General features: G+C 71.3%; 18 protein-coding genes and 1 pseudogene. 8 read left to right on the top strand and 11 right to left on the bottom strand.

Annotated features, from left to right (window positions below):
• Positions 1 to 107: 107 nt before the first annotated feature.
• Positions 108 to 2,015 carry a translational GTPase TypA gene (typA, locus tag ACZ7P3_RS22195; RefSeq protein WP_472084205.1) on the bottom strand — a complete coding sequence of 636 codons (1,908 nt, stop codon included), beginning with the start codon at positions 2,013 to 2,015 and terminating at the stop codon, positions 108 to 110.
• A 171-nt stretch (positions 2,016 to 2,186) separates the two neighbouring features.
• Complete coding sequence (locus tag ACZ7P3_RS22190; protein WP_472084203.1) at positions 2,187 to 4,382, bottom strand: ABC transporter family substrate-binding protein; 2,196 nt, start codon at positions 4,380 to 4,382, stop codon at positions 2,187 to 2,189.
• Between the two features lie 287 nt (positions 4,383 to 4,669).
• On the opposite strand from ACZ7P3_RS22190, the gene ACZ7P3_RS22185 reads away from it, so the two are divergent.
• From ACZ7P3_RS22185 to ACZ7P3_RS22170, 4 genes are read left to right on the top strand one after another with little or no spacing between them, the layout of a single operon-like run.
• Positions 4,670 to 4,960 carry a hypothetical protein gene (locus ACZ7P3_RS22185; protein WP_472084201.1) on the top strand — a complete coding sequence of 97 codons (291 nt, stop codon included), beginning with the start codon at positions 4,670 to 4,672 and terminating at the stop codon, positions 4,958 to 4,960.
• Between the two features lie 25 nt (positions 4,961 to 4,985).
• Positions 4,986 to 5,807 carry a hypothetical protein gene (locus ACZ7P3_RS22180; protein WP_472084199.1) on the top strand — a complete coding sequence of 274 codons (822 nt, stop codon included), beginning with the start codon at positions 4,986 to 4,988 and terminating at the stop codon, positions 5,805 to 5,807.
• A gap of 14 nt (positions 5,808 to 5,821) precedes the next feature.
• Positions 5,822 to 7,774: a fumarate reductase/succinate dehydrogenase flavoprotein subunit gene (locus ACZ7P3_RS22175; protein WP_472084197.1), complete on the top strand. Its 1,953-nt coding sequence runs from the start codon at positions 5,822 to 5,824 to the stop codon at positions 7,772 to 7,774.
• Complete coding sequence (locus ACZ7P3_RS22170; RefSeq protein WP_472084195.1) at positions 7,771 to 8,541, top strand: succinate dehydrogenase/fumarate reductase iron-sulfur subunit; 771 nt, start codon at positions 7,771 to 7,773, stop codon at positions 8,539 to 8,541. The genes ACZ7P3_RS22175 and ACZ7P3_RS22170 overlap by 4 nt, the downstream gene beginning before the upstream one ends.
• Positions 8,542 to 8,708: 167 nt before the next feature.
• Here ACZ7P3_RS22170 and ACZ7P3_RS22165 read toward each other — a convergent pair whose 3' ends face one another.
• The gene (locus tag ACZ7P3_RS22165) at positions 8,709 to 9,989 is read right to left on the bottom strand and encodes a glycoside hydrolase family 18 protein (RefSeq protein ID WP_472084193.1); all 1,281 of its coding nucleotides are present in this window, start codon (positions 9,987 to 9,989) and stop codon (positions 8,709 to 8,711) included.
• Positions 9,990 to 10,379: 390 nt separating this feature from the next.
• Between ACZ7P3_RS22165 and ACZ7P3_RS22160 the strand changes: the two genes are divergently transcribed.
• Positions 10,380 to 11,942, top strand: coding sequence for a hypothetical protein (locus tag ACZ7P3_RS22160; RefSeq protein ID WP_472084191.1), 1,563 nt, complete (start codon positions 10,380 to 10,382; stop codon positions 11,940 to 11,942).
• A 368-nt stretch (positions 11,943 to 12,310) separates the two neighbouring features.
• Here the strand turns inward: ACZ7P3_RS22160 and ACZ7P3_RS22155 are convergent, their stop codons facing one another.
• From ACZ7P3_RS22155 to ACZ7P3_RS22130, 6 genes are all read right to left on the bottom strand, one after another.
• Positions 12,311 to 14,899 (bottom strand): SpoIIE family protein phosphatase, encoded by a 2,589-nt coding sequence (locus ACZ7P3_RS22155; protein WP_472084189.1) that lies wholly within the window; start codon positions 14,897 to 14,899, stop codon positions 12,311 to 12,313.
• Positions 14,900 to 15,149: 250 nt separating this feature from the next.
• Entirely contained in the window at positions 15,150 to 15,578 is a 429-nt protein-coding gene (locus ACZ7P3_RS22150; protein WP_472084187.1) for an ATP-binding protein, read from the bottom strand.
• Positions 15,579 to 15,711: 133 nt separating this feature from the next.
• Positions 15,712 to 16,122 (bottom strand): (deoxy)nucleoside triphosphate pyrophosphohydrolase, encoded by a 411-nt coding sequence (locus tag ACZ7P3_RS22145; RefSeq protein WP_472084185.1) that lies wholly within the window; start codon positions 16,120 to 16,122, stop codon positions 15,712 to 15,714.
• A 282-nt stretch (positions 16,123 to 16,404) separates the two neighbouring features.
• Positions 16,405 to 16,596 carry an SPOR domain-containing protein gene (locus ACZ7P3_RS22140; RefSeq protein ID WP_472084183.1) on the bottom strand — a complete coding sequence of 64 codons (192 nt, stop codon included), beginning with the start codon at positions 16,594 to 16,596 and terminating at the stop codon, positions 16,405 to 16,407.
• Between the two features lie 425 nt (positions 16,597 to 17,021).
• The gene (locus ACZ7P3_RS22135) at positions 17,022 to 17,774 is read right to left on the bottom strand and encodes a GntR family transcriptional regulator (RefSeq protein ID WP_472084181.1); all 753 of its coding nucleotides are present in this window, start codon (positions 17,772 to 17,774) and stop codon (positions 17,022 to 17,024) included.
• A 147-nt stretch (positions 17,775 to 17,921) separates the two neighbouring features.
• Positions 17,922 to 19,325 (bottom strand): DUF4190 domain-containing protein, encoded by a 1,404-nt coding sequence (locus ACZ7P3_RS22130; protein ID WP_472084179.1) that lies wholly within the window; start codon positions 19,323 to 19,325, stop codon positions 17,922 to 17,924.
• A 110-nt stretch (positions 19,326 to 19,435) separates the two neighbouring features.
• Here ACZ7P3_RS22130 and ACZ7P3_RS22125 point away from each other — a divergent pair, with 110 nt between their 5' ends.
• Positions 19,436 to 20,677 carry a serpin family protein gene (locus ACZ7P3_RS22125; RefSeq protein WP_472084177.1) on the top strand — a complete coding sequence of 414 codons (1,242 nt, stop codon included), beginning with the start codon at positions 19,436 to 19,438 and terminating at the stop codon, positions 20,675 to 20,677.
• 128 nt (positions 20,678 to 20,805) lie between these two features.
• On the opposite strand, the gene ACZ7P3_RS22120 is transcribed toward ACZ7P3_RS22125, so the two are convergent.
• Entirely contained in the window at positions 20,806 to 21,255 is a 450-nt protein-coding gene (locus tag ACZ7P3_RS22120) for a MarR family winged helix-turn-helix transcriptional regulator (RefSeq protein WP_472084175.1), read from the bottom strand.
• A gap of 82 nt (positions 21,256 to 21,337) precedes the next feature.
• Here ACZ7P3_RS22120 and ACZ7P3_RS22115 point away from each other — a divergent pair, with 82 nt between their 5' ends.
• Both ACZ7P3_RS22115 and ACZ7P3_RS22110 read left to right on the top strand, forming a co-directional pair.
• The gene (locus tag ACZ7P3_RS22115; protein ID WP_472084173.1) at positions 21,338 to 22,321 is read left to right on the top strand and encodes an SMP-30/gluconolactonase/LRE family protein; all 984 of its coding nucleotides are present in this window, start codon (positions 21,338 to 21,340) and stop codon (positions 22,319 to 22,321) included.
• A 91-nt stretch (positions 22,322 to 22,412) separates the two neighbouring features.
• Positions 22,413 to 22,535, top strand: a pseudogene (locus ACZ7P3_RS22110) (Uma2 family endonuclease); the annotation flags it as partial.
• Positions 22,536 to 22,802: 267 nt separating this feature from the next.
• Here the strand turns inward: ACZ7P3_RS22110 and ACZ7P3_RS22105 are convergent.
• Positions 22,803 to 24,551, bottom strand: a complete 1,749-nt coding sequence (locus ACZ7P3_RS22105) for an AAA family ATPase (RefSeq protein WP_472084171.1) — start codon at positions 24,549 to 24,551, stop codon at positions 22,803 to 22,805.
• Between the last annotated feature and the right edge of the window lie 13 nt (positions 24,552 to 24,564).

The raw sequence follows: 24,564 nt of genomic DNA, 5'->3' as shown, positions 1-24,564 counted from the left end.
GGGTTGCACAAAGCCCGGGCACCCCCATGCTGGGGGCACCCGGGCTCAAGTGGAGTGCTATGGGGCCGAGTCCGGCCGTGTTATGGGACCGGCGCCGGCCTTCCGGATCAGCCGTGCTTGGCGCGGCTCGCGGCGCGGGCGCGCTCGCGGGCGTCCAGGTTCACCTTGCGGATGCGAACGGCCTCCGGGGTCACCTCGACGCACTCGTCGTCGCGGCAGAACTCCAGCGACTGCTCCAGCGAGAGCTTGCGCGGCGGCACGATCGCCTCGAACGAGTCGGCCGACGAGGACCGCATGTTCGTGAGCTTCTTCTCCTTGGTGATGTTGACGTCCATGTCGTCGGAGCGGGAGTTCTCGCCGACGATCATGCCCTCGTACACCTCGGTGCCCGGCTCCGTGAAGAGCACACCGCGCTCCTGGAGGTTCGTCATCGCGAAGGCGGTGACGGCACCGGAGCGGTCGGCGACCAGCGAGCCGTTGTTACGGGTCTGCAGGGTGCCGAACCAAGGCTCGAAGCCCTCGTGGATCGAGTGGCCGATACCGGTGCCGCGGGTCTGGGTCAGGAACTCGGTGCGGAAGCCGATCAGGCCACGGGACGGCACCACGAACTCCATGCGGACCCAGCCCGAGCCGTGGTTGGACATGTTGTCCATCCGGCCCTTGCGGACGCCCATGAGCTGCGTGACGGAACCCATGTGCTCCTCGGGCACGTCGATCGTCATGCGCTCGACCGGCTCGTACGTCTTGCCGTCGACGTCCTTCGTGACGACCTGCGGCTTGCCGATGGTCAGCTCGAAGCCCTCGCGGCGCATCTGCTCGACCAGGATGGCCAGCGCCAGCTCACCGCGGCCCTGCACCTCCCAGGCGTCGGGGCGCTCGGTGTCCAGGACCCGGAGGCTGACGTTACCGATCAGCTCGCGGTCGAGGCGGTCCTTGACCTGGCGGGCGGTGACCTTGCGGTCCTTGACGGCCGCCTTGTTGTCGGCGCCCTTGCCGGTGCCGCCACGGCCGACCAGCGGCGAGGTGTTGGTGCCGATGGTCATGGAGATCGCGGGCTCGTCGACCGTGATCAGCGGCAGCGGGACCGGGTTCTCGGGGTCGGCGAGGGTCTCGCCGATCATGATGTCCGCGATACCGGCGACGGCGCAGATGTCGCCCGGGCCGGCCTTCTCGGCCGGCTTGCGGGTGAGGGCCTCGGTCATCATCAGCTCGCTGATGCGCACGTTGCTGACCGACCCGTCGCGCTTGATCCAGGCCACCGTCTGGCCCTTGCGCAGCTCGCCCTGCTCGACGCGGAGCAGCGCGATACGGCCGAGGAAGTTGTCGGCGTCCAGGTTGGTGACGTGGGCCTGGAGCGGGGCTTCCTCGTCGTAGATCGGGGCCGGGATGTGCTCCAGGATCGTGGAGAAGAACGGCTCCAGGCTGTCGCTGTCGGCCGGGACCGTGCCGTTGTCCGGCTTGGTCAGCGACGCGATGCCGTCACGGCCGCACGCGTAGACGATCGGGAACTCGATCTGCTCCTCGTCCGCGTCCAGGTCGAGGAAGAGGTCGTAGGTCTCGTTGACGACCTCGTCGATCCGGGAGTCCGGGCGGTCCGTCTTGTTGATGCACAGGATGACGGGCAGGCGCTGCTGGAGCGCCTTGCGCAGCACGAAGCGGGTCTGCGGAAGCGGGCCCTCGGAGGCGTCGACGAGGAGCACCACGCCGTCGACCATCGACAGACCGCGCTCGACCTCACCGCCGAAGTCGGCGTGGCCGGGGGTGTCGATGATGTTGATGGTGATGACATCACCGCCGTCCTTGGGGTGATACTTCACCGCCGTGTTCTTGGCGAGGATCGTGATGCCCTTCTCACGCTCCAGGTCGTTCGAGTCCATCATGCGGTCGTCGACGCCTTCGAGCTGGTGGGCGGCGAACGCGCCGGCCTGCTTCAGCATGCCGTCGACGATGGTGGTCTTGCCGTGGTCGACGTGAGCGACGATGGCGACGTTGCGGATGTCGTGGCGCGTGGCCATAGTGCGGCGAACTCCCAGAGTGGTGAGAAGGCCCTGCTGCGTACGTCCGTGTGACGCGGGCCTGCCGGGCTTGACACGCCACGGCCTCACCCCATGGTACGTTGCCGCCGCCGCTGTGGCTCGTCGGGCTCCGTCAGCGCAGCTCAGCCCCGGTTTTCACCGCCCCCAACGCTATGCCTTGGACGGACCGGGCGCAGCCTTCGCCCCCTTCTTCAGGAAGCCCATGTCCTCGTAGACCGGCGTCTGGAAGCCGAAGGCGCCCGCATTGACCAGACCCTTCCGCACGCCGACCAGCTGCGGCCGCTGATACAGCGGAATCGATCCTGCCTCCGCCCAGATCCGCGAGTCCGCCTGCCGGATCAGATCATGGGACTCGTCCTCGTCCAGCTCCCCGGCGGCCTGGTCGAAGAGCTGGTCGACCTGGTCGGTACCGATCCGCGTGTAGTTCTGCTCGATGCTCGCCGACCCGTCCGCCGCCGGCACCGGCTTCGCGTAGATCGGCCGCGCGTCGGTCGCGGGGAAGGCGGTGGACGGCCACGAGTACAGGGCGAGGTCGTAGTCGCCGGCGGCGATGTGGTCCTTGAAGTAGCTCTCGTCCGAGACCTTGATGATCGTCGTGCGGATCCCGACCTTCTCCAGCATCCCGGAGATCCGCTCGGCGACCGTGTTCAGCGTCTCGGAGCCGGGCCCCGACGGCAGCACGAACCGCAGCGCGAGCGCCTTGCCGTCCTTGGCGAGCTGCCCGGTCGCGGCGCCGGCCGGCGCCGCGGTGCCCTTCGGCGCGTACGCGCCCGGCGCGCCGCCCCTCCTGTTGCCGGAGTACTGCCTGCCGTCCTGCGCGAGGTGCTTGCCGCCCTCGTCGCCCTTCTCCCGCTTCTCCTCGGCCGACTCGTGGTGCTTGCCCTTGTCGTCCTCGCCGACGATGTACTCGCCGTCCTGGCCGCCCTCGGACTGCTCCTCCTCGTCCTTGGCCCGCTTCTCGCTCTGCGGGCCGGCCGCCTTCTCGCCCTTCTTCTCCTCCTTGACCGGTCCCCCGGCCACCCAGCCGGCGTCCGCGAGCAGGGCCGCCGCCTCCTTGGTGTCCTGGCCGCCCAGCGCGCCGCTGCCGTCGGCGTAGGCGGCCTGTCCGGACAGGGCGAGGTGGCTGCCGACCGGGACGGCGGGCAGGCCCAGCGGGGTCAGCACGAGCTTGGCCAGCTCGTCGCGGTTCAGGGCACGGGCGACGGCCCGGCGCACCCGCTCGTCGGTGAGGGGGCCGGCGGCGCCGTTGAGGGCGAGCTGGGTGTACGCGGGCTCCAGCGACTTGCGGACGTCGAAGGCGCGCAGCTCCTGCTGCTCGTCCAGGTAGCGGGTGATCGCCTTGCGCAGCTTCTTCCTGCCGGCGTGCACCTGGCCGGAGTCGAGGCCGTGCGCGAGTGCCCAGGAGCGCAGCTTCTTGGCGGAGGTCTTCCCGGCCCCCTGCAGCGGGGTGCCGCTGCCCTTCTCGCGGGCGGCGAGGCTGATCCGCTCGGCGTCCGACGCGTCGATCTCGGCCAGGTCCACGCTCCCGTCGGCCAGGGCCGTCACCCGCTTCTCGCGGGGTACGGCCTGCAGCACGATCTGGTCGAGCTTGGCGGGCCTGCCCCACCAGCGCGGGTTGCGGGTGAGGACCACGTCCTTCGCCGCGGTGTCGACCTTCTGCAGGTCGAAGGGGCCGGCGGTGACCTTCAGCTTGCGGCGGGCGCCGTCGTTGAAGGCGTCCGGGGTGCCCATGACGTCCTTCGGGTACAGCGGGGAGAAGAGCGACTTCCAGTCGGCGTAGGGGCGGGAGAAGGTGACCCGGACCTGGAGGTCGTTCGCGCCGCGCTCGATCTTCTCGATGCGGTCGTAGCCGGCGTTGCGGGCGGTCCAGTAGGCGCTGTCCTTGCCGGACAGGGCGCGCCACTGGGCGAGGAAGTCGGCGGCGCCGATCTCCCGGCCGTCGCTCCAGACGGCCTGCTGGTTGAGCTTGTACAGCACGACCTGGCGCGGCTCGGTCTCGATGACCTCGGCGGACTCCAGGTAGGCGGGGTCGGCCGCCGGGCGTCCGGAGGCGTCCAGGCGGAACATCGCCGGCAGCACGGCCTGGGCGACGCGGGTGGTGCCCGCGTCGGCGTCCGCCTGGAAGGTGTTCAGGGTCTCCGGTACGGCGTCGACGGCCCACTTCACGGTGCCGCCCGCGGCGACCTGGTCGCGGGCGACGGGGACGATGTCCTGCTTGGCCAGGGGGTGTCCCGCCGTGTCGTCGTCGGAGCCGCAGCCCGCGAGGAGGGGCACAGCGAGGGCCCCTGCGGTCAGGAAGGCGACCGAGCGCATCACCGCGCGCAGTCCGACGCCGTCGTGGGACATCTCTGCTACCTCCGGGAAGCCGCGGGCGTTATGATCACTTTTGGCGGTATATGGAGCTGATCAGATCTATGCGCCCACTGAAGAGGAAAGGATCCGGCGAGAGCGGGCGACACGGCGACGACGGACGGTAAGCCACCCGTGCGGCGCAATACACCCGAATGTGCATCCGTACGCCTCGGCCAATCGGTGCACATCTCTTCACAGCAGCAGGTGCGAAGCGCAACACTCCAAGGCGCATGAACGTTGCCGCCCAGGGCCCGCAAGACCCGCGGAAGTGAGGGCAAGTCATGTCCGTGCACGACGAACTGACATCGGTCCAGCGTTGCCTCGACGACCTCCACCGGTCGCTCGGGCGCCTGGAGCAGCAACTAGGCAGCGGCGGCCTGGAGATGCGCCGGGTCCGGCTGGACTCCGACCATCTGCGCGAGAGCGTGGCGCTGCTGCGGGAGGCGGCCGCCACCGGGGCCGCTCCGAACCGGCACGACCTCGTCACCATCTCCGACACGCCGTACGACATCAGTCTGTGGACGGACTCGGACGACGAGGGTCTGGGCGCCCGCGACCGGCACGCCCCCTGAACCCTGAACCGACCGGAGTTGTCCCTTGGCGACTGGTACGGAACATCAACAGAACAGCGGCGGTGTACACACCGGTACGCGCGCCGCGATCGCCGCACCGCATCTGCGGACCGACCGCTGGTGGCTGGCGCCCGCCGTCACCGCGGCCGGTCTGTTCGCCTTCGTCGTCTACTCGACGTGGCGGGCCTTCGCGAACGCGCACTACTACGCGGCGCCGTACGTCTCCCCGTTCTACTCGCCGTGCCTGGCCGAGAACTGCCGGACCATGCGCGGCGGCCCGAACGGCGATCTCTTCGGGAGCTGGTGGGGCATCTCGCCCGCGATCATCATCCTGATCTTCCCGCTCGGCTTCCGCCTGACCTGCTACTACTACCGCAAGGCGTACTACCGCAGCTTCTGGGCCTCCCCGCCGGCCTGCGCGGTCGCCGAGCCGCACAAGAAGTACACCGGTGAGACCCGCTTCCCGCTGATCCTGCAGAACGTCCACCGGTACTTCTTCTACGCCGCCCTGCTGGTCGCCGGCGTGCTGACCTACGACACCGTGCTGTCCTTCCGCGACACGCACTACCGCTGGGGCCACATGGGCCTCGGCACGGTCGTCTTCCTGGTCAACATCGCCCTGATCTGGGCGTACACGATCTCCTGCCACTCCTGCCGGCACATCGTCGGCGGCAAGCTCAAGCACTTCTCGAAGCATCCCGTGCGCTACAAGGCGTGGCAGTTCGTCGGGAAACTGAACGCCCGTCACATGCAGCTGGCCTGGGCGTCGCTGCTGAGCGTGGCGCTCGCCGACTTCTACGTCTATCTCGTCGCGTCCGGGGTCTTCGACGATCCGCGCTTCTTCTAGTGAGGAACTGATTGATGTCCGTGGTGGACCGGCAGGAGTGGGACGTCGTCGTGGTCGGTGCGGGCGGCGCCGGGCTGCGGGCCGCGATCGAAGCGCGGGAGCGGGGCGCGCGTACGGCGGTGATCTGCAAGTCGCTGTTCGGCAAGGCGCACACCGTGATGGCCGAGGGCGGTATCGCGGCGGCCATGGCCAACGCCAATGAACACGACAACTGGCAGGTCCACTTCCGCGACACCCTGCGCGGCGGCAAGTTCCTCAACCAGTGGCGGATGGCCGAGCTGCACGCGCAGGAGGCCCCGGACCGGGTGTGGGAACTGGAGACCTGGGGTGCGCTGTTCGACCGCACGAAGGACGGCCGGATCTCGCAGCGCAACTTCGGCGGCCACGAGTACCCCCGCCTCGCCCATGTCGGCGACCGTACGGGCCTGGAGCTGATCCGCACCCTCCAGCAGAAGATCGTCGCGCTCCAGCAGCAGGACAAGGAGGAGACCGGGGACTACGAGTCCCGGCTGAAGGTGTTCCAGGAGTGCACGGTCACCCGGATCCTGAAGACCGCGCCCGACGGCGGCTCCGCCACGGGCGGCCGCGTCTCGGGCGTCTTCGCCTACGACCGCGAGTCCGGCCGCTTCTTCGTTCTCGAGGCCCCCGCGGTGGTCGTCGCGACCGGCGGGATCGGCAAGTCCTTCAAGGTCACCTCGAACTCCTGGGAGTACACCGGCGACGGCCACGCGCTCGCGCTGCTGGCCGGGGCACCGCTGCTGAACATGGAGTTCGTGCAGTTCCATCCGACGGGCATGGTCTGGCCGCCGTCCGTCAAGGGCATCCTCGTCACCGAGTCGGTCCGCGGGGACGGCGGGGTGCTCAGGAACTCCGAGGGCAAGCGGTTCATGTTCGACTACGTCCCGGACGTCTTCAAGGAGAAGTACGCCGAGTCGGAGGAGGAGGCCGACCGGTGGTACGAGGACCCGGAGCACAACCGCCGGCCGCCGGAGCTGCTCCCGCGCGACGAGGTCGCCCGGGCCATCAACTCCGAGGTGAAGGCGGGCCGCGGCTCGCCGCACGGCGGGGTCTTCCTGGACGTGTCCACCCGTATGCCCGCCGAGGTGATCCGGCGACGGCTGCCCTCCATGTACCACCAGTTCAAGGAGCTGGCCGACGTCGACATCACGGCGGAGGCCATGGAGGTCGGGCCGACCTGCCACTACGTCATGGGCGGCATCGCGGTCGACTCCGACACGGCGGCGGCGCGCGGGGTGCCGGGGCTGTTCGCGGCCGGTGAGGTCGCGGGCGGCATGCACGGCTCCAACCGGCTCGGCGGCAACTCGCTCTCCGACCTGCTGGTGTTCGGGCGCCGCGCGGGCTGGCACGCGGCCGAGTACGCGGCGGGCACGGCCGAGCGCCCCGAGGTCGCCGACGCCCAGATCGACCTGGCTTCCGCGGAAGCCCTGCGGCCCTTCTCCGCGGAGGCCGAGGGCGAGGCGGGCCCGCCGGAGAACCCGTACACCCTCCACCAGGAACTCCAGCAGACCATGAACGACCTGGTCGGCATCATCCGCCGCGAGGGCGAGATGGAGCAGGCCCTGCAGAAGCTGGCCGAGCTGCGGGTGCGCGCCCGCCGGGCCGGCGTCGAGGGACACCGCCAGTTCAACCCGGGCTGGCACCTCGCCCTCGACCTGCGCAACATGCTCCTGGTCAGCGAATGCGTGGCCCGGGCGGCCCTGGAACGCACGGAGTCGCGCGGCGGGCACACCCGCGAGGACCACCCGACGATGGACCGCGGCTGGCGCAACGTGAACCTGCTGTGCGCGCCGGCCGACCCCACCGGAGGCCTCGCGGCGACCGACCCGGCCCGCGGCCAGATCCGCCTCACCCGCGAGACCACCGATCCCATCCGCACGGACCTGCTCGCCCTCTTCGAGAAGGAGGAGCTGGTCAAGTACCTCGCCGAAGAGGAGCTCTACGAGTGAGCAGCTATGAGGCCCGCTTCAAGGTGTGGCGGGGTGATGTCGAGGGCGGCGGCCTTCAGGACTTCGGGGTCGAGGTGAACGACGGCGAGGTGGTGCTGGACATCATCCACCGCCTCCAGGCCACCCAGGCCCCCGACCTGGCGGTCCGCTGGAACTGCAAGGCGGGCAAGTGCGGTTCGTGCTCGGCGGAGATCAACGGGCGCCCGCGGCTGATGTGCATGACCCGCATGTCGGTGTTCACACGCGAGGAGACCATCACCGTCACCCCGCTGCGCACCTTCCCGGTGATCCGCGACCTGGTGACCGACGTCGGCTTCAACTACCAGAAGGCCAGGGAGGTCCCGGCCTTCGTACCGCCCCCGGGGCTCGCACCCGGCGAGTACCGCATGTTCCAGGAGGACGTGGACCGCTCGCAGGAGTTCCGCAAGTGCATCGAGTGCTTCCTGTGCCAGAACACCTGCCATGTGGTCCGTGACCACGAGGAGAACAAGACGGCGTTCGCCGGCCCGCGCTTTCTGATGCGGGTGGCGGAGCTGGACATGCATCCGCTGGACGCGGCCGCCGAGAGCGGCCTGGACCGCAAACGCACGGCCCAGGACGAACACGGTCTCGGCTACTGCAACATCACCAAGTGCTGCACGGAGGTCTGCCCGGAGGACATCAAGATCACCGACAACGCCCTGATCCCCCTGAAGGAACGCGCGGTCGACCGCAAGTACGACCCGCTGGTGTGGCTGGGCTCGAAGATCAGGAGACGGTCCTCGTAGGTCTTCGTAGGATCTCGTAGGTCCTCGTAGGTCCTCGTGATGGTCGCGGGGGGTGATCACCGTGGGGGCCGTGGTGGCCATGGTGGCCCCCACGGCCCCCGTGGTGTTCGTGGGGTGGGTGGTGTTCGTGGTCAGGGAGGCGTGCGCGGTCCTGGCCGGTCCGGGTGTCACCCCACCCAGTCCTCCTGGTACGCCCGCCAGTCCGCCTCCGTGGCCGCGAAGTCGACGTACAGGGCGACACCGAAACGGGACCGGCCGGCGTCGGAGCGGGACAGGCCCAGGCGTACGCCCCGTACGGCGGCCGGGACGGTCTCCGCGTGGGCCCAGTGCCCGAAGCGGTTCTCGTGGTAGAACGGCAGGCCCATCAGGAGGTCGGTGGAGTCCGGGGTGACCTCCAGGGCGAGGCTCGTCTGCTCGGCCACATAGCCGCCGTACAGGCTCTGCAGCGGCTGCATCGTGTCGTACGACATGACGGCGATCTGGTCCACCCGGCGGGCCACCTGCCCGAAGTAGGCCTGCGACCACCACTTGGGGTGGCCGGTGGTCGCCCCCCAGAAGGAGTGGAAGGCCGGGAGCGGGTCGATCTGGTGGGCGGCCACGGAGAGCAGTGCGTGGTGGGCGTGGGTGAGGGTGCGCAGGTCGTCCAGGAGGGCGAGGTAGTCGCGGTCGCCGGAGTGCAGGGGCTCCAGGTCGAAGTGGGTGCCCTGGAAGCCGGCCGCGAGGATCTGGCCGGCCGAGGTGAGGATCGCGGCACGGGTGGCGGCGCGGTCCAGGTGCAGGCCGTCGGGGCTCTCGGTGGCCAGCTTGTCGCCGAGCCAGGCCTGCACGCGGACCCGGGGCGCCGCTTCGTGCAGGGCCGATATGAACCAACGTGCTTTCGGGTAGGCCGACTTCGGGAGGGTGCCGTCGTGCTCCAGCGGGCCCGCGTGGACGTACACGTCCCGGATGCCGGTGTCTTTGAGGCGGTGGGCCAGCGTCCGGACGTCCCCGGCGGTCTTACGGCCGTCCACCCAGGCGTGGCCCAGCCAGAGGGTGTCCTTGCCGCGGGTGTGGGTGCCGGGGCCGGGGGTGCCGGTGTAGTTGAGGCGGAGGGCCGCTTCGGCGGTGAGGAGGGGGAGGAGGAGCAGGAGGAGGAGGGCGGTGGCGAGGAGGGTGCGGCGGGGGCGGCGGCGGAGACCGGGACGGAGACGGCGGGAACGTTTCGCCTCCTCGGCTTCGCCATCGGTCTTCGCGCTCCCACCCGCACCACCCGTGCACCTTTCGTCGTCAGGCGCGGGTGGCCCCTGTGCGGCGCCTTCGCCGTCGGCGACCGCCGGCCGTCCCTGCGCCGCCGCCGGCCCGCCCTCGTCTGCCGACCCGCCCTCGTCTGCCGGCCGCTCGCGCGACGGCTTCACGCCGCCGGCTGCCGCGGTGTGCTCCGGCGGGGACTCTGCACCCTCCGCCGACACGGGAACCCCTTCCGGGGAACCTGCACCCTCCCCCGACGCGGAAACCCCTCCGGGGGAACCTGCAGGATCCACCGGCACGGGAGACCCTCCTGGGGACTCCGCGCCATCCGCCGACACGGGAACTCTTCCCGGGCACTCTGCGCCATCCGCCGACACGGGAACCCCTCCCTGGGACTCCGCGGCGTCGGTGGCCGTGGGGGGCTCGCTCGGGGGGCCTTCGCTGTCGGTCGGCGCGGGGCGTCCTTGTGAGGGTGTTCCGACCTCGGCCGGCGTCGGGTCCGGTTGCCGTTCGTTGGTTTCCTCGACCATTTCTGTCCCCCTGTCTCCTTCTTCCCCCACCCGTATCCATCCCGCTCGCGGCGGCGCCTACCTGCCCATACGCTCCAAAATGTGACGTCCTCCCTGATTCGGGGCCGGCCCCGGCGCGCCACGGCCCACATACGGATGCGGGTGACGCGTGCCGTGGTGGGTGCCCTCGTGGGGGCCGGGTGGCTGGTGTTGCCGGTGATGACGGTCGGTGACCGGCATCCGGTTCCCGCCGACCCGTGCGGGCCGGTCGCGACCGCCGCCGCGGCACAGCACGACGGGACGTCCGCGACCGACCTCGTCATGCCCTTCGTCGCGCTCGGCGCGGCCGGGGCGCTGGCCGGATACGGGTACCTGCGGCGCACCCGGCGGGCCCGGACCCGGACGACACCGGGCGTGGTCTCGGCGGCGCCGCCCGTGCCCACGCCGCGGGAGTCCGAGCGGCAGGCCCGTGCCGCGCTGGTGCTGGCCGACGACTGTGTACGCGGCAGCGCGGAGGAACTTCCCTTCGTCGAGGAGCTGTTCGGGCAGGAGGCGGCCGAGCCGTTCGGGCATGCGCTGCGGGCCGCGGAGACCGAGCTTTCGGCCGCGTTCGCGATATGGCGGCGGTACGAGGAGGGGGTTCCGGGGGACGAGGACGCCCGGCGGCAGGCGCTGGTGGGAGTGATCGGGCGGTGTGCGGAGGCCGGGCGGCGGCTGGACGCCGAGGCGACGGCGCTGGACCGGCTGCGGGGGCTGGAGCAGGACACGGGTCCGGCGCTGGCGGTGGCCGAGGGACGGTTCCGGGAGCTGACCGCGCGGACGGCGGCGGCCCGGACCACGGCGGCGGAGGTGCACCGGCGGTACGCGCCTTCGGCCGGGGCCCCCGTGACCGGTTGTGTCGAACAGGCCCAGGACCGGCTGCTGTTCGCCACGTCACGGCTCAACGAAGCACGCCAGGCCGCCGATTCGGGCGGTGGGGCGCAGGCGGCCCGGCAGCTGCGCGCGGCCGAGGGTGCCATCGCCCAGGCCGGTGTTCTCGTCGGCGGGGTCGAGCGGCTCTCGGCACGACTGCGGGAGGCGGCCGCGCTGGTGCCGGCCGCGCTGACCGGCGGGGAGGCGGAGATCGCCGAGGCCCGCAAGGAGACCGGGCGGACCTCTCTGACGGCCGGGGAACTGCACGCCCGGCTCGCCCACGCCGACGGCGTGCTCGGCGCCGTACGCACCGAGCTGACCGAGGGGCCGTACGACCCGCTGGACGCGTTGCGGCGCGTCGCACGGGCCGTGGAGCGGCTGGAGTCGGGGCGGTCCGGGGTGGTGCGGGCGGCCGCGCTGCTCGTGGCGCGCAGTGCGGTGGGCGGGGCGGAGGACTTCGTCGCCGTGCACCGGGGGGCGGTGGGTGCACCGGCACGGGCACGGCTGGCGGAGGCGGGCCGGGCGCTCGGCTCGGGCGCCGCCGGTGAGGCGGACACGCTGGCCCGCCAGGCCCGTGAGCTGGCCGAACGGGACGTGGGGGTGCACGGGAACCCCTACGCCGCGGCGGACGGCTCCGCGGCCGGACTCGCGGGCGCCGTGCTGGGCGGGATCCTCCTGGCCGAGGAACCGGACGGAGGCCCCCCGACGAGCTTCGGCGGCCCCGCGACACACGCCCGCCGCCACCTGCCGTGACCCGCCCCCGACCCGCAGGCGGGCCGCACCAACACCGCCTTGACGGCACCCGAACCCAATCCACGTCGGCAAGCGGAATCACCTTCAACGGCACCCCCACAGCCGACCGAGCCGGACCAGCGGGCAGCCCACTCCGAACCAACCCACACCGGCAAGCGGAATCACCCTCTACGGCGCCCTCGCAGCCGACCGAGTCGGGTGGGCGGGTGGGCGAAGGGGAGTTCATCCGCTCCGGCACCCGCACGGCCGACCGAGCCGGACCAGCGGGCAGCCCACCCCGAACCAACCCACACCGGCAAGCGGAATCACCCTCTACGGCGCCCTCGCAGCCGACCGAGTCGGGTGGGCGGGTGGGCGAAGAGGGGCGTTCAGAAGAGGCTCAGCAGTGCCTCCGCCGGGTCCGTCAGACCGCTCTCGCCGCCGGGCAACGGAAGCTCGAACCACACCGTCTTCCCCCTCGGCGTCCTCCGTGAGCCCCACGCCGCGCTGAGCAGCCCCACCAGCTGCAGCCCCCGGCCCCCCTCGTCCGTGTCCCGGGCCCGTCGCCGCCGCGGCTGCACCAGACCGGAGTCCCACACCTCGCACACCAGCGTGCGGTCCAGCAGCAACCGCAGCCTGATCTCGCCCTCCCCGTACCGCAGCGCGTTGGTCACCAGCTCACTGACCAGCAGCTCCGTCGTGTCGACCAGCGGCTCCAGGTCCCAGCTGAGCAGCTGTGCCCGGGCGTACTCCCGCGCCCGGCCCACGCTGCGCGGCTCGCGCGGCAGCGCCCAGTCCCCGACGGAGTCCGCGGGCAGCCCCTGGACGCGGGCCATCAGCAGGGCGATGTCGTCCTCGCCGTGGTGGGTGTCGAGGGTGTTGAGGACGTGGTCGCAGACGTCCTCCAGGGGCCGGGAGGGATCGGTCAGCGCGCCCACGAAGGCCTGCAGGCCCTCGTCCAGGGGGTGGTCACGGGATTCGACCAGGCCGTCGGTGTAGAGGGCGAGCAGGGCGCCCTCGGGGAGTTCGACCTCCACCTCCTCGAACGGCTCGCCGCCCACGCCCAGCGGCATCCCCGGCGGCACGTCGAGCATCAGCGCCGCCTCGCCGGGTTCCACCAGCACCGGGGGCAGGTGGCCGGCGTTGGCGAACGTACAGCGTCTGGTCACGGAGTCGTAGACCGCGTACACACAGGTGGCGAGGTAGACCTCGGAGAGGTCGGCGTCGCGCGGCTGGCGGGCCGCGCGGGTGGCCTGCTGGACACCACCGGGGGTGCCGAGTCCGCGGGCGATCTCGTCCAACGCGGAGAGAACCTCCGCCGGTTCGAGGTCCAGCAGGGCCAGCGTGCGTACGGCCGTTCGGAGTTCGCCCATCGCCACGGCGGCCCGCAGTCCGCGTCCCATGACGTCCCCGACCACCAGGGCCGTGCGGTGGCCGGGGAGTTCGATGACGTCGAACCAGTCGCCGCCGACCTCGGTGGCCGCGTTGCCCGGCAGATAGCGGCAGGCGATGTCCAGGCCGGAGGCCTCGGGGTCGCCGGGCGGCAGCAGGGAGCGCTGCAGGATGAGCGCACGCTCGTGCTCGCGCCGGTACAGGCGGGCGTTGTCGATGCAGACGGCGGCGCGCGCGGCCAGCTCGACCGCCAGGTCCCGGTCGCGGTCGCCGAACGGCTCGCTGCCCTTGGTGCGGGCGAACTGCGCGAGGCCCACGACGGTGTCGTGGGCGACCATCGGCACGGCCAGCGTGGACTGCACGAGCCCGCCGTCCTCGGCGGGGATGTACTGCGGGCGGGCGGTGCGCAGGGCGTCCGCGCAGGGCGAGTTGAACGGGAAGTGGTGGACCGCGCCGACCGCCACGGGGTCGCCCGAGCCGCCGATGGGCACGCCCGAGACGGCGCTGGCGAAGGCGACGCGGCGCAGTTCCGCGCTGCCGTCGGCGAGTCCCGGCGGGGTCTCGTCACCGGCGAGGAGGCCCTGGTAGAGGTCGACGGTGGCGAGGTCGCAGAAGCCGGGGACGACGACGTCCAGCAGTTCGCGGGCGGTGGTCTCCAGGTCGAGGGAGTTCCCTATCCGGGCACCGGCCTCGTTGAGCAGGGCGAGGTTGCGCCGGGCGGCCGCCGCCTCGCGGGCCGCGGCACGGCGGGCGGTGATGTCGGTGCCGAGCCAGGCGACGCCGATGGGGCGGCCGGTGCCGCCGTGCACGCGGTAGAGGTTGACGGACCAGTGCCGCCGTTCCTCGGAGCCGGGGACGAAGCCCGTCACATGCATGTCGGTGATGGAGTCGCCGCTCTGCAGGACCCGGCGCAGGGTGGCCGAAATCCGCTCGGCCTCGCCGCGCGCCAGATAGTCGTGAACTCCCTTGCCGCGGTGGTCGTCCGGGGTTCCGCCGAAGATGGAGGCGAAGCGCATGTTGGCGCGGCGGACCCGGAGGTCGGGGTCGATCAGCAGGAAACCGAACGGCGATTGACCGAAAATCGCCTGCGAGGCGGCGAGGTCGGTCTCGATGCTGCGCAGGGTGCGGACGTCCACGACGATGCAGACGGCGGCCTTGTCGCCCTCCGCGGTCCGGGTGGGCATCACATAGACCTCGGCGAGCCCCTCCTCACCCCGCGCCCCGTCCGGCCCGTCCGGCATCCGGAAGGGGACGACCCCGGTCCACTCCCGCCCGTCGAGGATTTCGGCCATCTTCCGCTGGCCGCGCTCGCGCAGGTCGGGGTCGATGAAGGCTTCTATGGGGTCCATGCCGACGGCGCGTTCGGCGGGGACGCCGAAGAGCTGCTCGGCGCGCAGGCTCCACTGGTCGACCAGTCCGCCGGGGCTGATGGAGAAGGACGCGACCTTGATGTAGTCGTAGATCGAGCCGGGCGGGCTGCTCTGCCACATGGTGTCGCCGGGCGCGTCCGCGGCCGGTACTGCCTGTTTCCCCGCGCCGTCCGACGGGTCCTCGGACTCCGTGGCCTTCGCTGGTATCTCGCTCACGCGAACCGTCCCCTCCAGCTCACCGCGCCCGGCACCGGTCACCAGGGGCGGCTGCCCGCAGTATCCAGCACTACGGCGCCGCACGACACGGTGTTCACGATCACAGCTCGGTCCAGGCGTTTTTCGGACCGAGCCGCGACAACACTTCCAGTCTTCTAACCAGGGAACACGCCCTCGAATCACGCACCCTCGACCCGGTCGCCGCGGCGGGGCGCACGGTGGGCGCCCTCCGGCGGTGTGTACACCGGGCTCAGCCGGACACCGGCAGTTCGAACCAGACGGTTTTTCCGGTGTCCCCGGGCCGGGTGCCCCAGCGGCGCGAGGAGCCGGCGACCAACTGCAGGCCACGCCCGTTCTCGTCCTCGGGGTGGGCGATGCGCTCGCGCGGCGGGTCCGGCAGCGGGTCGGACACCTCGACGAGCAGCACGTCGTCGAGCGCGGTGGGGCGTACCAGCCGTACGCCGATCGGGCCGGTGGCATGCCGCAGGGAGTTGGTCACCAACTCGCTGACCAGCAGGGCCGCGAGATCGGCGAGCGAGTCGAGGTCCCAGCCGCGCAACTGCTCCCGGACCGCGGCGCGGGCGGTGCGCACGGCGCCGGGTTCCGCGGGAAAGGTCCACTCGGCGCAGTCGCCTTCGGTGTCGATCACGCCGATCACTTCCCAGGCCAGTGAGCCCACCCATGTCCGGTTTCATGGGGTTAATGGGGACATACCCGGTATCAGGGGGGCATTACCGCAAACGAAGGCGCACTGTGGCACGAACGGCGTACAGGAAGCTCGGCGCGCTCCAGCTCCGCACCGGCGAGCCCGCTCAGTGCGCCCCGGCACGCAGGCGTGCGGCGAGTTCGCGGACCGCCGGCACGTCCTGGTCGAGCCAGGGCACCTCCCAGAGCCGGTCGGGGGTGAGCCAGCGCAGCTCGTCGTGGTCCTGGAGGGGCCGGGGAGCCGCGGAACCGGGGCGCAAGCGCGCGGTCCACACCTGCAGGACGTACGGGGGCCTCAGCGGCCGCTCCCCCGGCACGCGCTCCACCGTCTCGGCGTCGATGCCGAGTTCCTCGCGCAGCTCACGCACCAGGGCGTCGTCGGGCCGCTCGCCGGTCTCGACCTTGCCTCCGGGCAGCTCCCAGCGCCCGGCCAGCTCGGGGGGCGCGCTGCGGCGAGCGGCGAGCAGTCGGCCGGCGTCGAGCAGGGCGGCTCCCACCACCACGATCCGTTCGGTCATGCAGCGGAGCCTACGGGAGCACACAGAGGGTCAGTTCCGGGCGCCGCCGTCCCCGTTCATCGGTCCGTTCCGGGCGCCACCGTCCCCGTCGCCGGGCGGTTCGGGGCACCGTCCCCGTCATCGGTCGGTTCCGGGGGCCGTCCCCGTTCGTCGCTCGGTTCCGGGCACCGCCGCCCTCGTCGTCGGTCAGTTCTGCCTGTCGGCGTCCCCGTCATCGGTCAGTTCTGGCTGCCGGCGTCCCCGTCGTTGGTCAGTTCTGGGTGCCGCCGTCCCCGTCGTTGGTCAGTTCTGGGTGCCGTTGCCGTTCTGGCCTATGCGCTCGACCCAATAGACCTGCTTGTGGCCGCGGTCGTCGAGGCTGTCGGCAATCTTCTGGGCCTCGGCCCGGGTCGCGTACCGCCCCACACGGTAGCGATTGCCGTTGTCGTCCTGCCGTATCACGATCCAGGGCAGGGAGACCGTCCCCTCACTCATCGCCCCCACCGTTCCCTCTTGCACTGCCCCACCCTCCCCCACGCTCGGCTGCTCGCACACGCTCGACTTCGCTTGCGCGGGAAGGACCCCCGTCGCGAGGGGACCCCCGCCCCGTCCCGGACCCCCGTCCCGTTCCGGGCCCCCGCCGTGCCCCGCCTAAGGAAACCGCAATCCGCATATGCCCGAGCGTACGCCCTACCTTCACGGAGCGAATACGCCTTTTCACAAAGAGGTACGCAACCAGCCAGAACGCAGGGGGCGCACGGTGGCGAACGCGCCGCCCGCCCCTCCGGTGTCGTGCGACGGGGCATTTCGGGCGGACCAGGGATCACCTGCGAGAACGGCTGGATCGCGGCGGACCGTCAGGGGCGGGGCAAGGGCGGTGCGAGCAGGGCACCCGGTCGAGGGGCGTGCCGGGGTGTGCGCTACTTCACGGGCAGGTGGTACGCGACCCGGTAGCGGTCGGCCGGGATCACGACGTCGGCGGTCTCCACCGGGCGGCCGGAGGCGAAGTAGGTGCGCTGGACGACCACCACCACATGACCGGGGACCCCTCCGAGGACGTGCAGTTCCTCGGCGAGGCCGGGGCGGGCGCCGACCTCCTCGGTGACGTTGTCCACGATGACGTCGATGGCCCGCATGCGCTCGACGACCCCCATGCCGCCGAGCGGGCCCTCCTCGGGCAGCATCACCGGGGTGCGCCCGGTGACGGCGAGCGGTTCCCAGGAGGTGGAGAGCATCATCGGCTCCCCCGCCTCACGGAACAGGTACTTGGTGCGCATCACCCGGTCGCCGGACTCGATGGCGAGCCGCTCGGCGATGATGCCCCGGGCCACGGCCTGCTCGCTGCTCGATTCCCAGGTGCCGCGCACCGAGGCGTCGGCCTGCTCCTGCCGGAAGGGCGTGGCACCGGCGGCCGGACGGAATCCGGAGCGGGCCACACGCCGGGGCACCGGACGCTCGCGCACATACGTCCCCGAGCCGGAGCGGCCCTCGACCAGACCTTCGGCCATCAGCACCTTGCGGGCCTCCAGCGCGACCGTGTCCGAGACGCCGTACTCCTCGCGGATGCGGGCCTGGGAGGGGAGCCGGGTGTGCGGAGGCAGTGAACCGTCGACGATCTTCTTGCGGAGATCACCCGCGACGCGCAGGTACGCCGGCTGCTCACCGAAAGACACTGGCCGCTCCCATCAGGTTGTACAGACAGCAACAGCCTGGCAACCGTGGGTTGTGCCATGCAAGCGAAGGCCAGAGAATCACTCGATGTGATGACAAGGGGCGGGGGAAGGCTTTACCCAGGCACTTTCTCCCCGCTATGGCTGCGATCACACCTCCAGACGGTCGCCGTCGCTGCCGCCGCCGTCTCCGCCGTCACCACTGCCACCGCCGTCACCACCGTCACCGCCGTCACGGGCGGGCGGAGTCGTCTCCAGCCCGAGGGCCTTGCGCGCGGGCACGCCTTCCTTCGGGTCCAGCAGCCGCAGACCGGCGCCGTAGGACAGGTAGAACTCGTCCGCGTCCTTCGCCTTCGCGGCCTTCGCCCACTGGACCCGCGCCCGGTCCAGGTCGGCCGCCAGCACGGTGACCGGCTTGCGGGCGCCGGCGGGCCACTCGTGCCCGCGCAGCGTCCGGGCCTGCTCGGCCAGCGCGGCCGACACCCGGCCCGCCCACGCCTTGTGCCCCGGCAGGTCGTCCTCGACGTCGTCCGCGCCGGGCGCGGATTCCAGGGCTGCGTTGAGGACGTGCGCGGCCTTCAGATAGGCGACCTGGTCGGCGTCGAGGACGGTCTCGTCGTTGCGCAGCGAGCCGGTCAGGTCACCGCCCTCGGACACATTGCCGAACACACAGGTGACCTCCCGGTCGCCGCCGGACCAGCTGTCCTCGGTGGGTGTGAGGTAGTAGACGTCGACGTCGCCGGGGACGGCCCAGCCGTCCATCGCATAGCTGTCCTGGAGGCCGTAGCAGCGATCGTCCGCGGTGCCGGTCACCGAGTCGTCGCCCGGGTAGCCCCCGTCCTGCAGCCGGAAGGAGGCGAACACCTCGCCGTCGTGCGTGCCGGAGCAGGGCACCTTGTCCACGTCGTACGTCGTGCCGCTCAGCGCACCGCCGGGCGCGTCGAAGCACTCCCCCTTGACCAGCGAGATGCTCGCGCCGTCGTGCGCGCCCTCCTCGAACCCTTCCCGGAAGTCGGACGCGCCGCCCGAGGCAAGCATCAGCGCCCACAGCGCGAGCCCGATCCCGGACAGCACCGCACCGCCGACCGCCAGCCCCTTGCCGCGCTCGCCCCGCCGCCGGATCTGGCGCAGCGCCACCAGCCCGAGCACCAGCCCCACGCCCGGCACACAGCACAGGACGCCCAGCACGAGGGAGGCGACGGCGAGACCGTTGACGGGCGCCGGCCGGTTGTAGGGGCTGTAGCCCTGCGCCCACGGCTGGTACGCCGACGGCCCGTAGGGGTTGTGCGGGCCCTGCGGGTGCACCGGCGGCCCGTAGGGGTTCTGCGGCCCTTGCGGGTACGCCGACGCCTCGTACGGGTTCTGCGGACCCTGCGGGTACGCCGACGCCTCGTACGGGTTCTGCGGACCCTGCGGGTACGCCGACGCCTCGTAGGGGTTGTGCGGGCCCTGCGGGGGTACCGACGGCCCGGACGGCCCCTGCCGATACGGCGGCAGGGGTGGCTGATTCGGCCCTTCTGGCTGGTGGGGGCCGGGGGGCGGGGGTATGGACACCGGTACCGTGCTCCTGGGTAGGGCGGCGGCAGCGCAGGTCGGGCGAGGGCCCGGCGACTGTTCTGACGTACGACTCGCCGCATGGTAAGCGGGGCACGAGTGGGGGCGGAATGAGGGCGGAACACCAGGCGGGAAGCGGGGTGGACGGCACCACCGCGAGGATGGTGAACGGGCTCACGGCGCGGTGGGCGGCACACACGGCCGCGGAGGGCACGGCCTTCTCGGCGGCCGGGGTCTGGCCCCTGATGGCCTTCCTGGCCGACGGCGCGACGGGCGCCGCGCGGGCGGAGCTGGCCGGAGCGCTCGGCGTGCCCGCGGAGCAGGCGGCCGCCGCCGCGCGGGAGTTGCTGTCCGCGCTGGACTCCGTCTCCGGCCTGGACACGGCCCTCGCCCTGTGGACGCACCACACACTGCACCTGAGGGAGGAGTGGCGGGCCGGGCTGCCGGCCGGGACGCACGGGGTGTTCGGCGACGACCTCGTCACCGCGCAGGAGTGGCTGGATTCCTGGGCGGCCGAGCGGACCGGCGGGCTCGTGGAGCGCATGCCGGTGACGCTGACGCGGGACGCGCGGATGGTGCTGGCCGACGCCCTCGCCCTGCGCACGGACTGGCGGCAGCCGTTCACCGAGACGATGCTGCGCCCGGAGTCCGGGCCCTGGCAGGGCCGTACGCTGCTCGGCCTGCACCGCAGGAGCATACGGCCGGACCGGGTCGGCGTGACGAGTACGCCGGACGGCTTCGTCACCGCGCTGACGGTGCCCGGCGACAACGGCGTCGACGTCCATCTGGTCCTGGGTGAGGAGCGGATGACACCAGGTCAGGTCCTCGGCGCCGGGGTCGGGGCAGTGGAGCGCACGCTCACGGTCACCCGGGGCGGCTCGCTCCCCTTCGGGCACGTCGGCCCCGGTCTGCACGTGGAGCAGCAGCCCGCCACCGCGCCCGAGCCGATCGCCCTGGACGTGCGGACGGTGGCGTACGAGGTGCGGGCCGACCACGACCTGCTGGCGCTGCCGGGCCTCTTCGGGCTCGCCACGGCCCAGGACCTGAGCCAGGCCCACTTCCCGGGCGTCAGCGCCTTCCCGCTCGCCATCGGCGCCGCCCGCCAGTCCGTCCTCGCCCGGTTCGGCGCGCTCGGCTTCCGGGCGGCGGCGGTGACGGCGTTCGTGCCGTACGGAGCCGGCGCCGCCCCGCAGTACCGCTACGAGACGACGGTCGTCCGCGTGGCCTTCGACCACCCCTTCGGCTTCCTCGCGGTCGACCGCGAGTCGCGGCTGGTGCTGATGGCGGGCTGGGTGACGGACCCGGCGCCGTACCCCGCCAGGGGCCTGGGCGACGTCCCGTCAGGGTCCTGAACCAGCCCGGCCAGGCCCCGAACAGGCCGATCAGGGTTCCCGAACAGGCTGTCAGGCCCTCAACAGGCCGATCAGGATCCCTGAACAGGTCGATCGGAGGTCCCTGACCGTTCGATCAGGGGCTTGGTTCAGGGGCGCTGCGCCTCCAGCACCTCGACGCAGCGGGCGAGCAGCCCGGTCAGGGCGTCCCGCTCCTCGTCGGTGAACTCGGCGGCCAGCGCCCGTTCGACGCGCACGGCGTGGGTGTCGGCGTCGGCGAGGACGGCGCGGCCCTCCTCGGTCAGACGGGTCTCCAGGACGTTCCTGTGCCACTCGTGCGGGGTGCGGGCGATGAGGTCACGGTCCTGGAGGTTCTTCAGGACCGTGTTCATCGTGGGCGGGGTGACCCCGCACAGCCGGGCCAGGGCGGCGGCCGAGATCCCGGGGTTGCCGGCGAGGTGCAGCAGAGCGCCGTACTGGGCGACCGTCAGGCCCGCCGGCTTCAGGACCGCGGTCTTGGTCGCGTTGAGGGCCTGTTCGGCCCGCTTGAGGTGGGAACCGAGGCGCTCGGAGGCGGGCATGGAGGTCACCCCGCTCACATTAATACGGTGGCGATGATTAGGACTCTAATCTAGATTCGCACCCATCACATACTGAGTACTCGAACCGAGAGGCACTGCCGTGTCCCGCTCGATCCAGCGCCGTACCTTCCTGACCGCCACGGCCGCGCTTGCCGTGGCCGCCACCGCCCCCACGGCGAGCGCCGCCGCCGGGCCCCGCATCTCCACGGCCTTCACCCTGCCCGGCGACCGCGCCTACCCGGAGGGCATCGCCCTCGACGCGCACACGGGGGACGCCTACGTCGGCTCGTACACGACCGGCGCGGTCTACCGCGCCGCCACGGGAAGCCGGGCCGCGGAGATCTTCCTCCCGGCGGGCACCGACGGCCGCACGACGGCGAACGGGCTCAAGACCGACCGGGCGGGCCGCCTGTGGGTCCTCGACTCGACCGCCGGGATCGACGTCTACGACCTGCGCGACCGCTCGCTCGTCGCCCGCTTCGAGGTCCCGGAAGGCGACCCGCGCTTCGTGAACGACCTCGTGATCACCGCGGACGGCACGGCCTACGCCACCGACAGCGCGAGGCCGGTGATCTACCGCGTCACTCCGGCCGAGGTGACCCGCGCCCGCGGCGGCCGCGCCCCGCTCACCGCGCACTACGACCTGGGCGGTGCGCTGCCCCCGCGCCCGTCCGGCACGTACGCCCTCAACGGCATCGCCGCGGACCCCGCCGGGCGTCTGCTGTTCGTCGTAGACATGACGGGCGGCGGCCTCTACCGCGTGCACACCGCCACCGGATCCGTCAGCCAAGTCACCCTGGACGGGGGAGACTTGCTCAACGGCGACGGCCTGGAACTGCACCGCCGCACCCTGTGGGCCGCGCACAACGCCACCAACACCCTCACCCGCTGGCACCTGTCCCCCACCGGCACCACGGCCCGCCTCCACCGCCGCCTGACCGACCCCGCACTCCAGATCCCGACCACCCTCGCCCACACCCCCCACGGCCTCCTGGTCGTCCGCTCCCAGTTCGACAAGGGGGGCCCGATGGGGCCGGGCACACCGCAGACGCCGTTCACGGTGGCGCGGGTGACGGGGCTCTGACGTCGACAGACGACGTGCCATCACAGGTCCGGGCACCACCCCCGGACCCGGACCGAACGACAGCCAGGAAGGGCGGCTGCGCGTTGACGGTGAGCCCGACGAACCGACTGGCAGTCACGCGCGCGCCGGCATCTACCGAGGGTCGCTCCAGCGTCCGGTGCCCTTCGATATCAGCCTGGACCTCGACAGGCTCACACCGCCGCGCAGCAGCTGAAGAGTCAGCACGGGAATACAGAACGGGTCGGACTCGCCAGAGTCCGACCCGTTCTGACCAGCATGTCTGCCGCGTCAGCGACGTGGTGTTACCTCATCCGCTCATACGTTGAACCGGAACGTCTGCGGGCTGATCCTGACCTGCGGCGGAGCCCCGCCCAGGGCCCTGAACAGGCGTTTCTCCGTTGGTGTGCGTTGAGTTCGGACGGCCGCTTACGGGTGTCCTGCGGACTGGATGCGGACTGGCAGAACATCCGCGATTCCCCAGTCAGTGGTTCGGCGGAACGCTTCCAGTGAGTTCCTGGTACGCGTCCATGACATCACCCACATGCAGCGTGGTGACCTCGCCCTCCGACGGGACTCCAGAGCTGCCATGCGCGTCGTAGACCCGCAGGTCCCGCACTGCGGCAGCCTTCCGAGCGAGTTCGCGCGCGAAGCGACCATTACCAAGCCGGTCGATCAGGCCTTTGGTGACGACGAGGTCACATGACGTGCGCAGCGCAACCGCTGCCTCGTCGGTAAGGGCATCACCTTGGGCTCCCAGGAACGACTCCGCAATCAGCGCCAGCTCGTCAGCCGAGTAGGCAGGAAAGTCCACCCGAGTATTGAAGCGGGAGGTGAGACCTGGGTTGGTGGACAGGAGGTCATCGATCTCGTTCGGGTACCCGGCGAGAAGCACAACCAGGCGGTGCCTGTCGTCTTCGGCTCGCTTGAGGAGCACCTGCAGGGCTTCCTTGCCAAAGGCGTCACCGCCCGAGTACCCGGTGTTGGACAGTGCGTACGCCTCGTCGATGAAGAGAACGCCGTCCAGGGCCTCGTCGATGATCTTTGATGTCTTGATCGCCGTCTCTCCGAGGTGCTGTCCCACGAGGTCAACGCGCTGAGCTTCGACGACGTGGCCTCGGGCCAGCAAGCCAAGCCCTGCGAAGACCTTGCCTACGACGCGGGCAACCGTGGTCTTGCCTGTGCCGGGCGGCCCGGCAAATACCAAGTGCTGTGGAGCCGGTGCCGCAGCCAGGCCCTGGCCTCTTCGCACTGACGCCATCCTCAGCTGTGCCGACAGGGTCCGCACCTGGCGTTTCACCGGGGCCAGCCCGACCATCTCGTCGAGTTCGGCCATCGCCTCGTCCAGCAATGCCGAACGCTCCTCGTCGCTCAAAGTGACACCGGAGGAGTCCTCACGCTGTTCTTGCGCAGCCCCAGCAGCCTGGGCGGGCAGGCGCGCAGCAGGCGAGGCCACCACCTTCGCCCGCTGGGCCACATCCCCCAGGGTCGGGCTGTACCGGAACGCTGTCTGGAACTGCTTCAGGGCTTCCTCAGCCCGGCCGAGCTGCTCATACGCACGGCCACGCAGGTAGGCAATCTCCCCGAGGAATCCGGCGTTATCAGCCAGCGCTTGTGGGAGTGGGTTCAGCACGTTGAGCGCCTCGTGGGATACGCCTTGGGCGATAAGACTGGCCGCAACGCAGAGCTGCGACTCGTCCCGTAGGAAGGAGTTCCGGATTCCCTCGGCAAAGGACAGAAGGAGTGGCCAGTCCTTCTTCAGGACGGCGTAGCGGGCGCAGACGAAGCGGGTCTCGTCACAGTCGAGCACTGCGTGGGAGAGCATGTTCCATGCTTGATCGAGTAGGCCGTCGTCCAAGAACTTTGCCGCCCTCGCGAGCCACAGGTCACGGGGCGTATCTAAACGGAAGTTCACGTAGCCCCCGATCTGAAACCGGGAGGACAACGGGGTCTGGAGCTTCGTGCGCATGGCACCGAAGGACTGGGCTTGACCATGCATGGCCTCGATCGCCTGGCCCTGGAGCTGCCCCGCGGCATGCAGTCCCAGCCAGGCGTCAGCAGCAAGAGGGTTGTGCGCGACGGCCGCGTGAAAGGAGGCAGCCGCAGCGGCCCGATTACCCACCCTCAGCTGCGCAACCCCTTCGAGCCACGCTTGCTCGCAATTCTTGATCGAACGCCGTGATACGGACGGCCCCTGCACCCAGGTCTCCAGTGCTGTCGTTGGTTGATTCAAGATCCGCCCGCAT

This window comes from Streptomyces sp. NPDC107581 (genome assembly GCF_055657175.1).
Note: the sequence above shows the minus strand (reverse complement) of the source record. Positions and strands in the feature narration are given on the sequence as shown.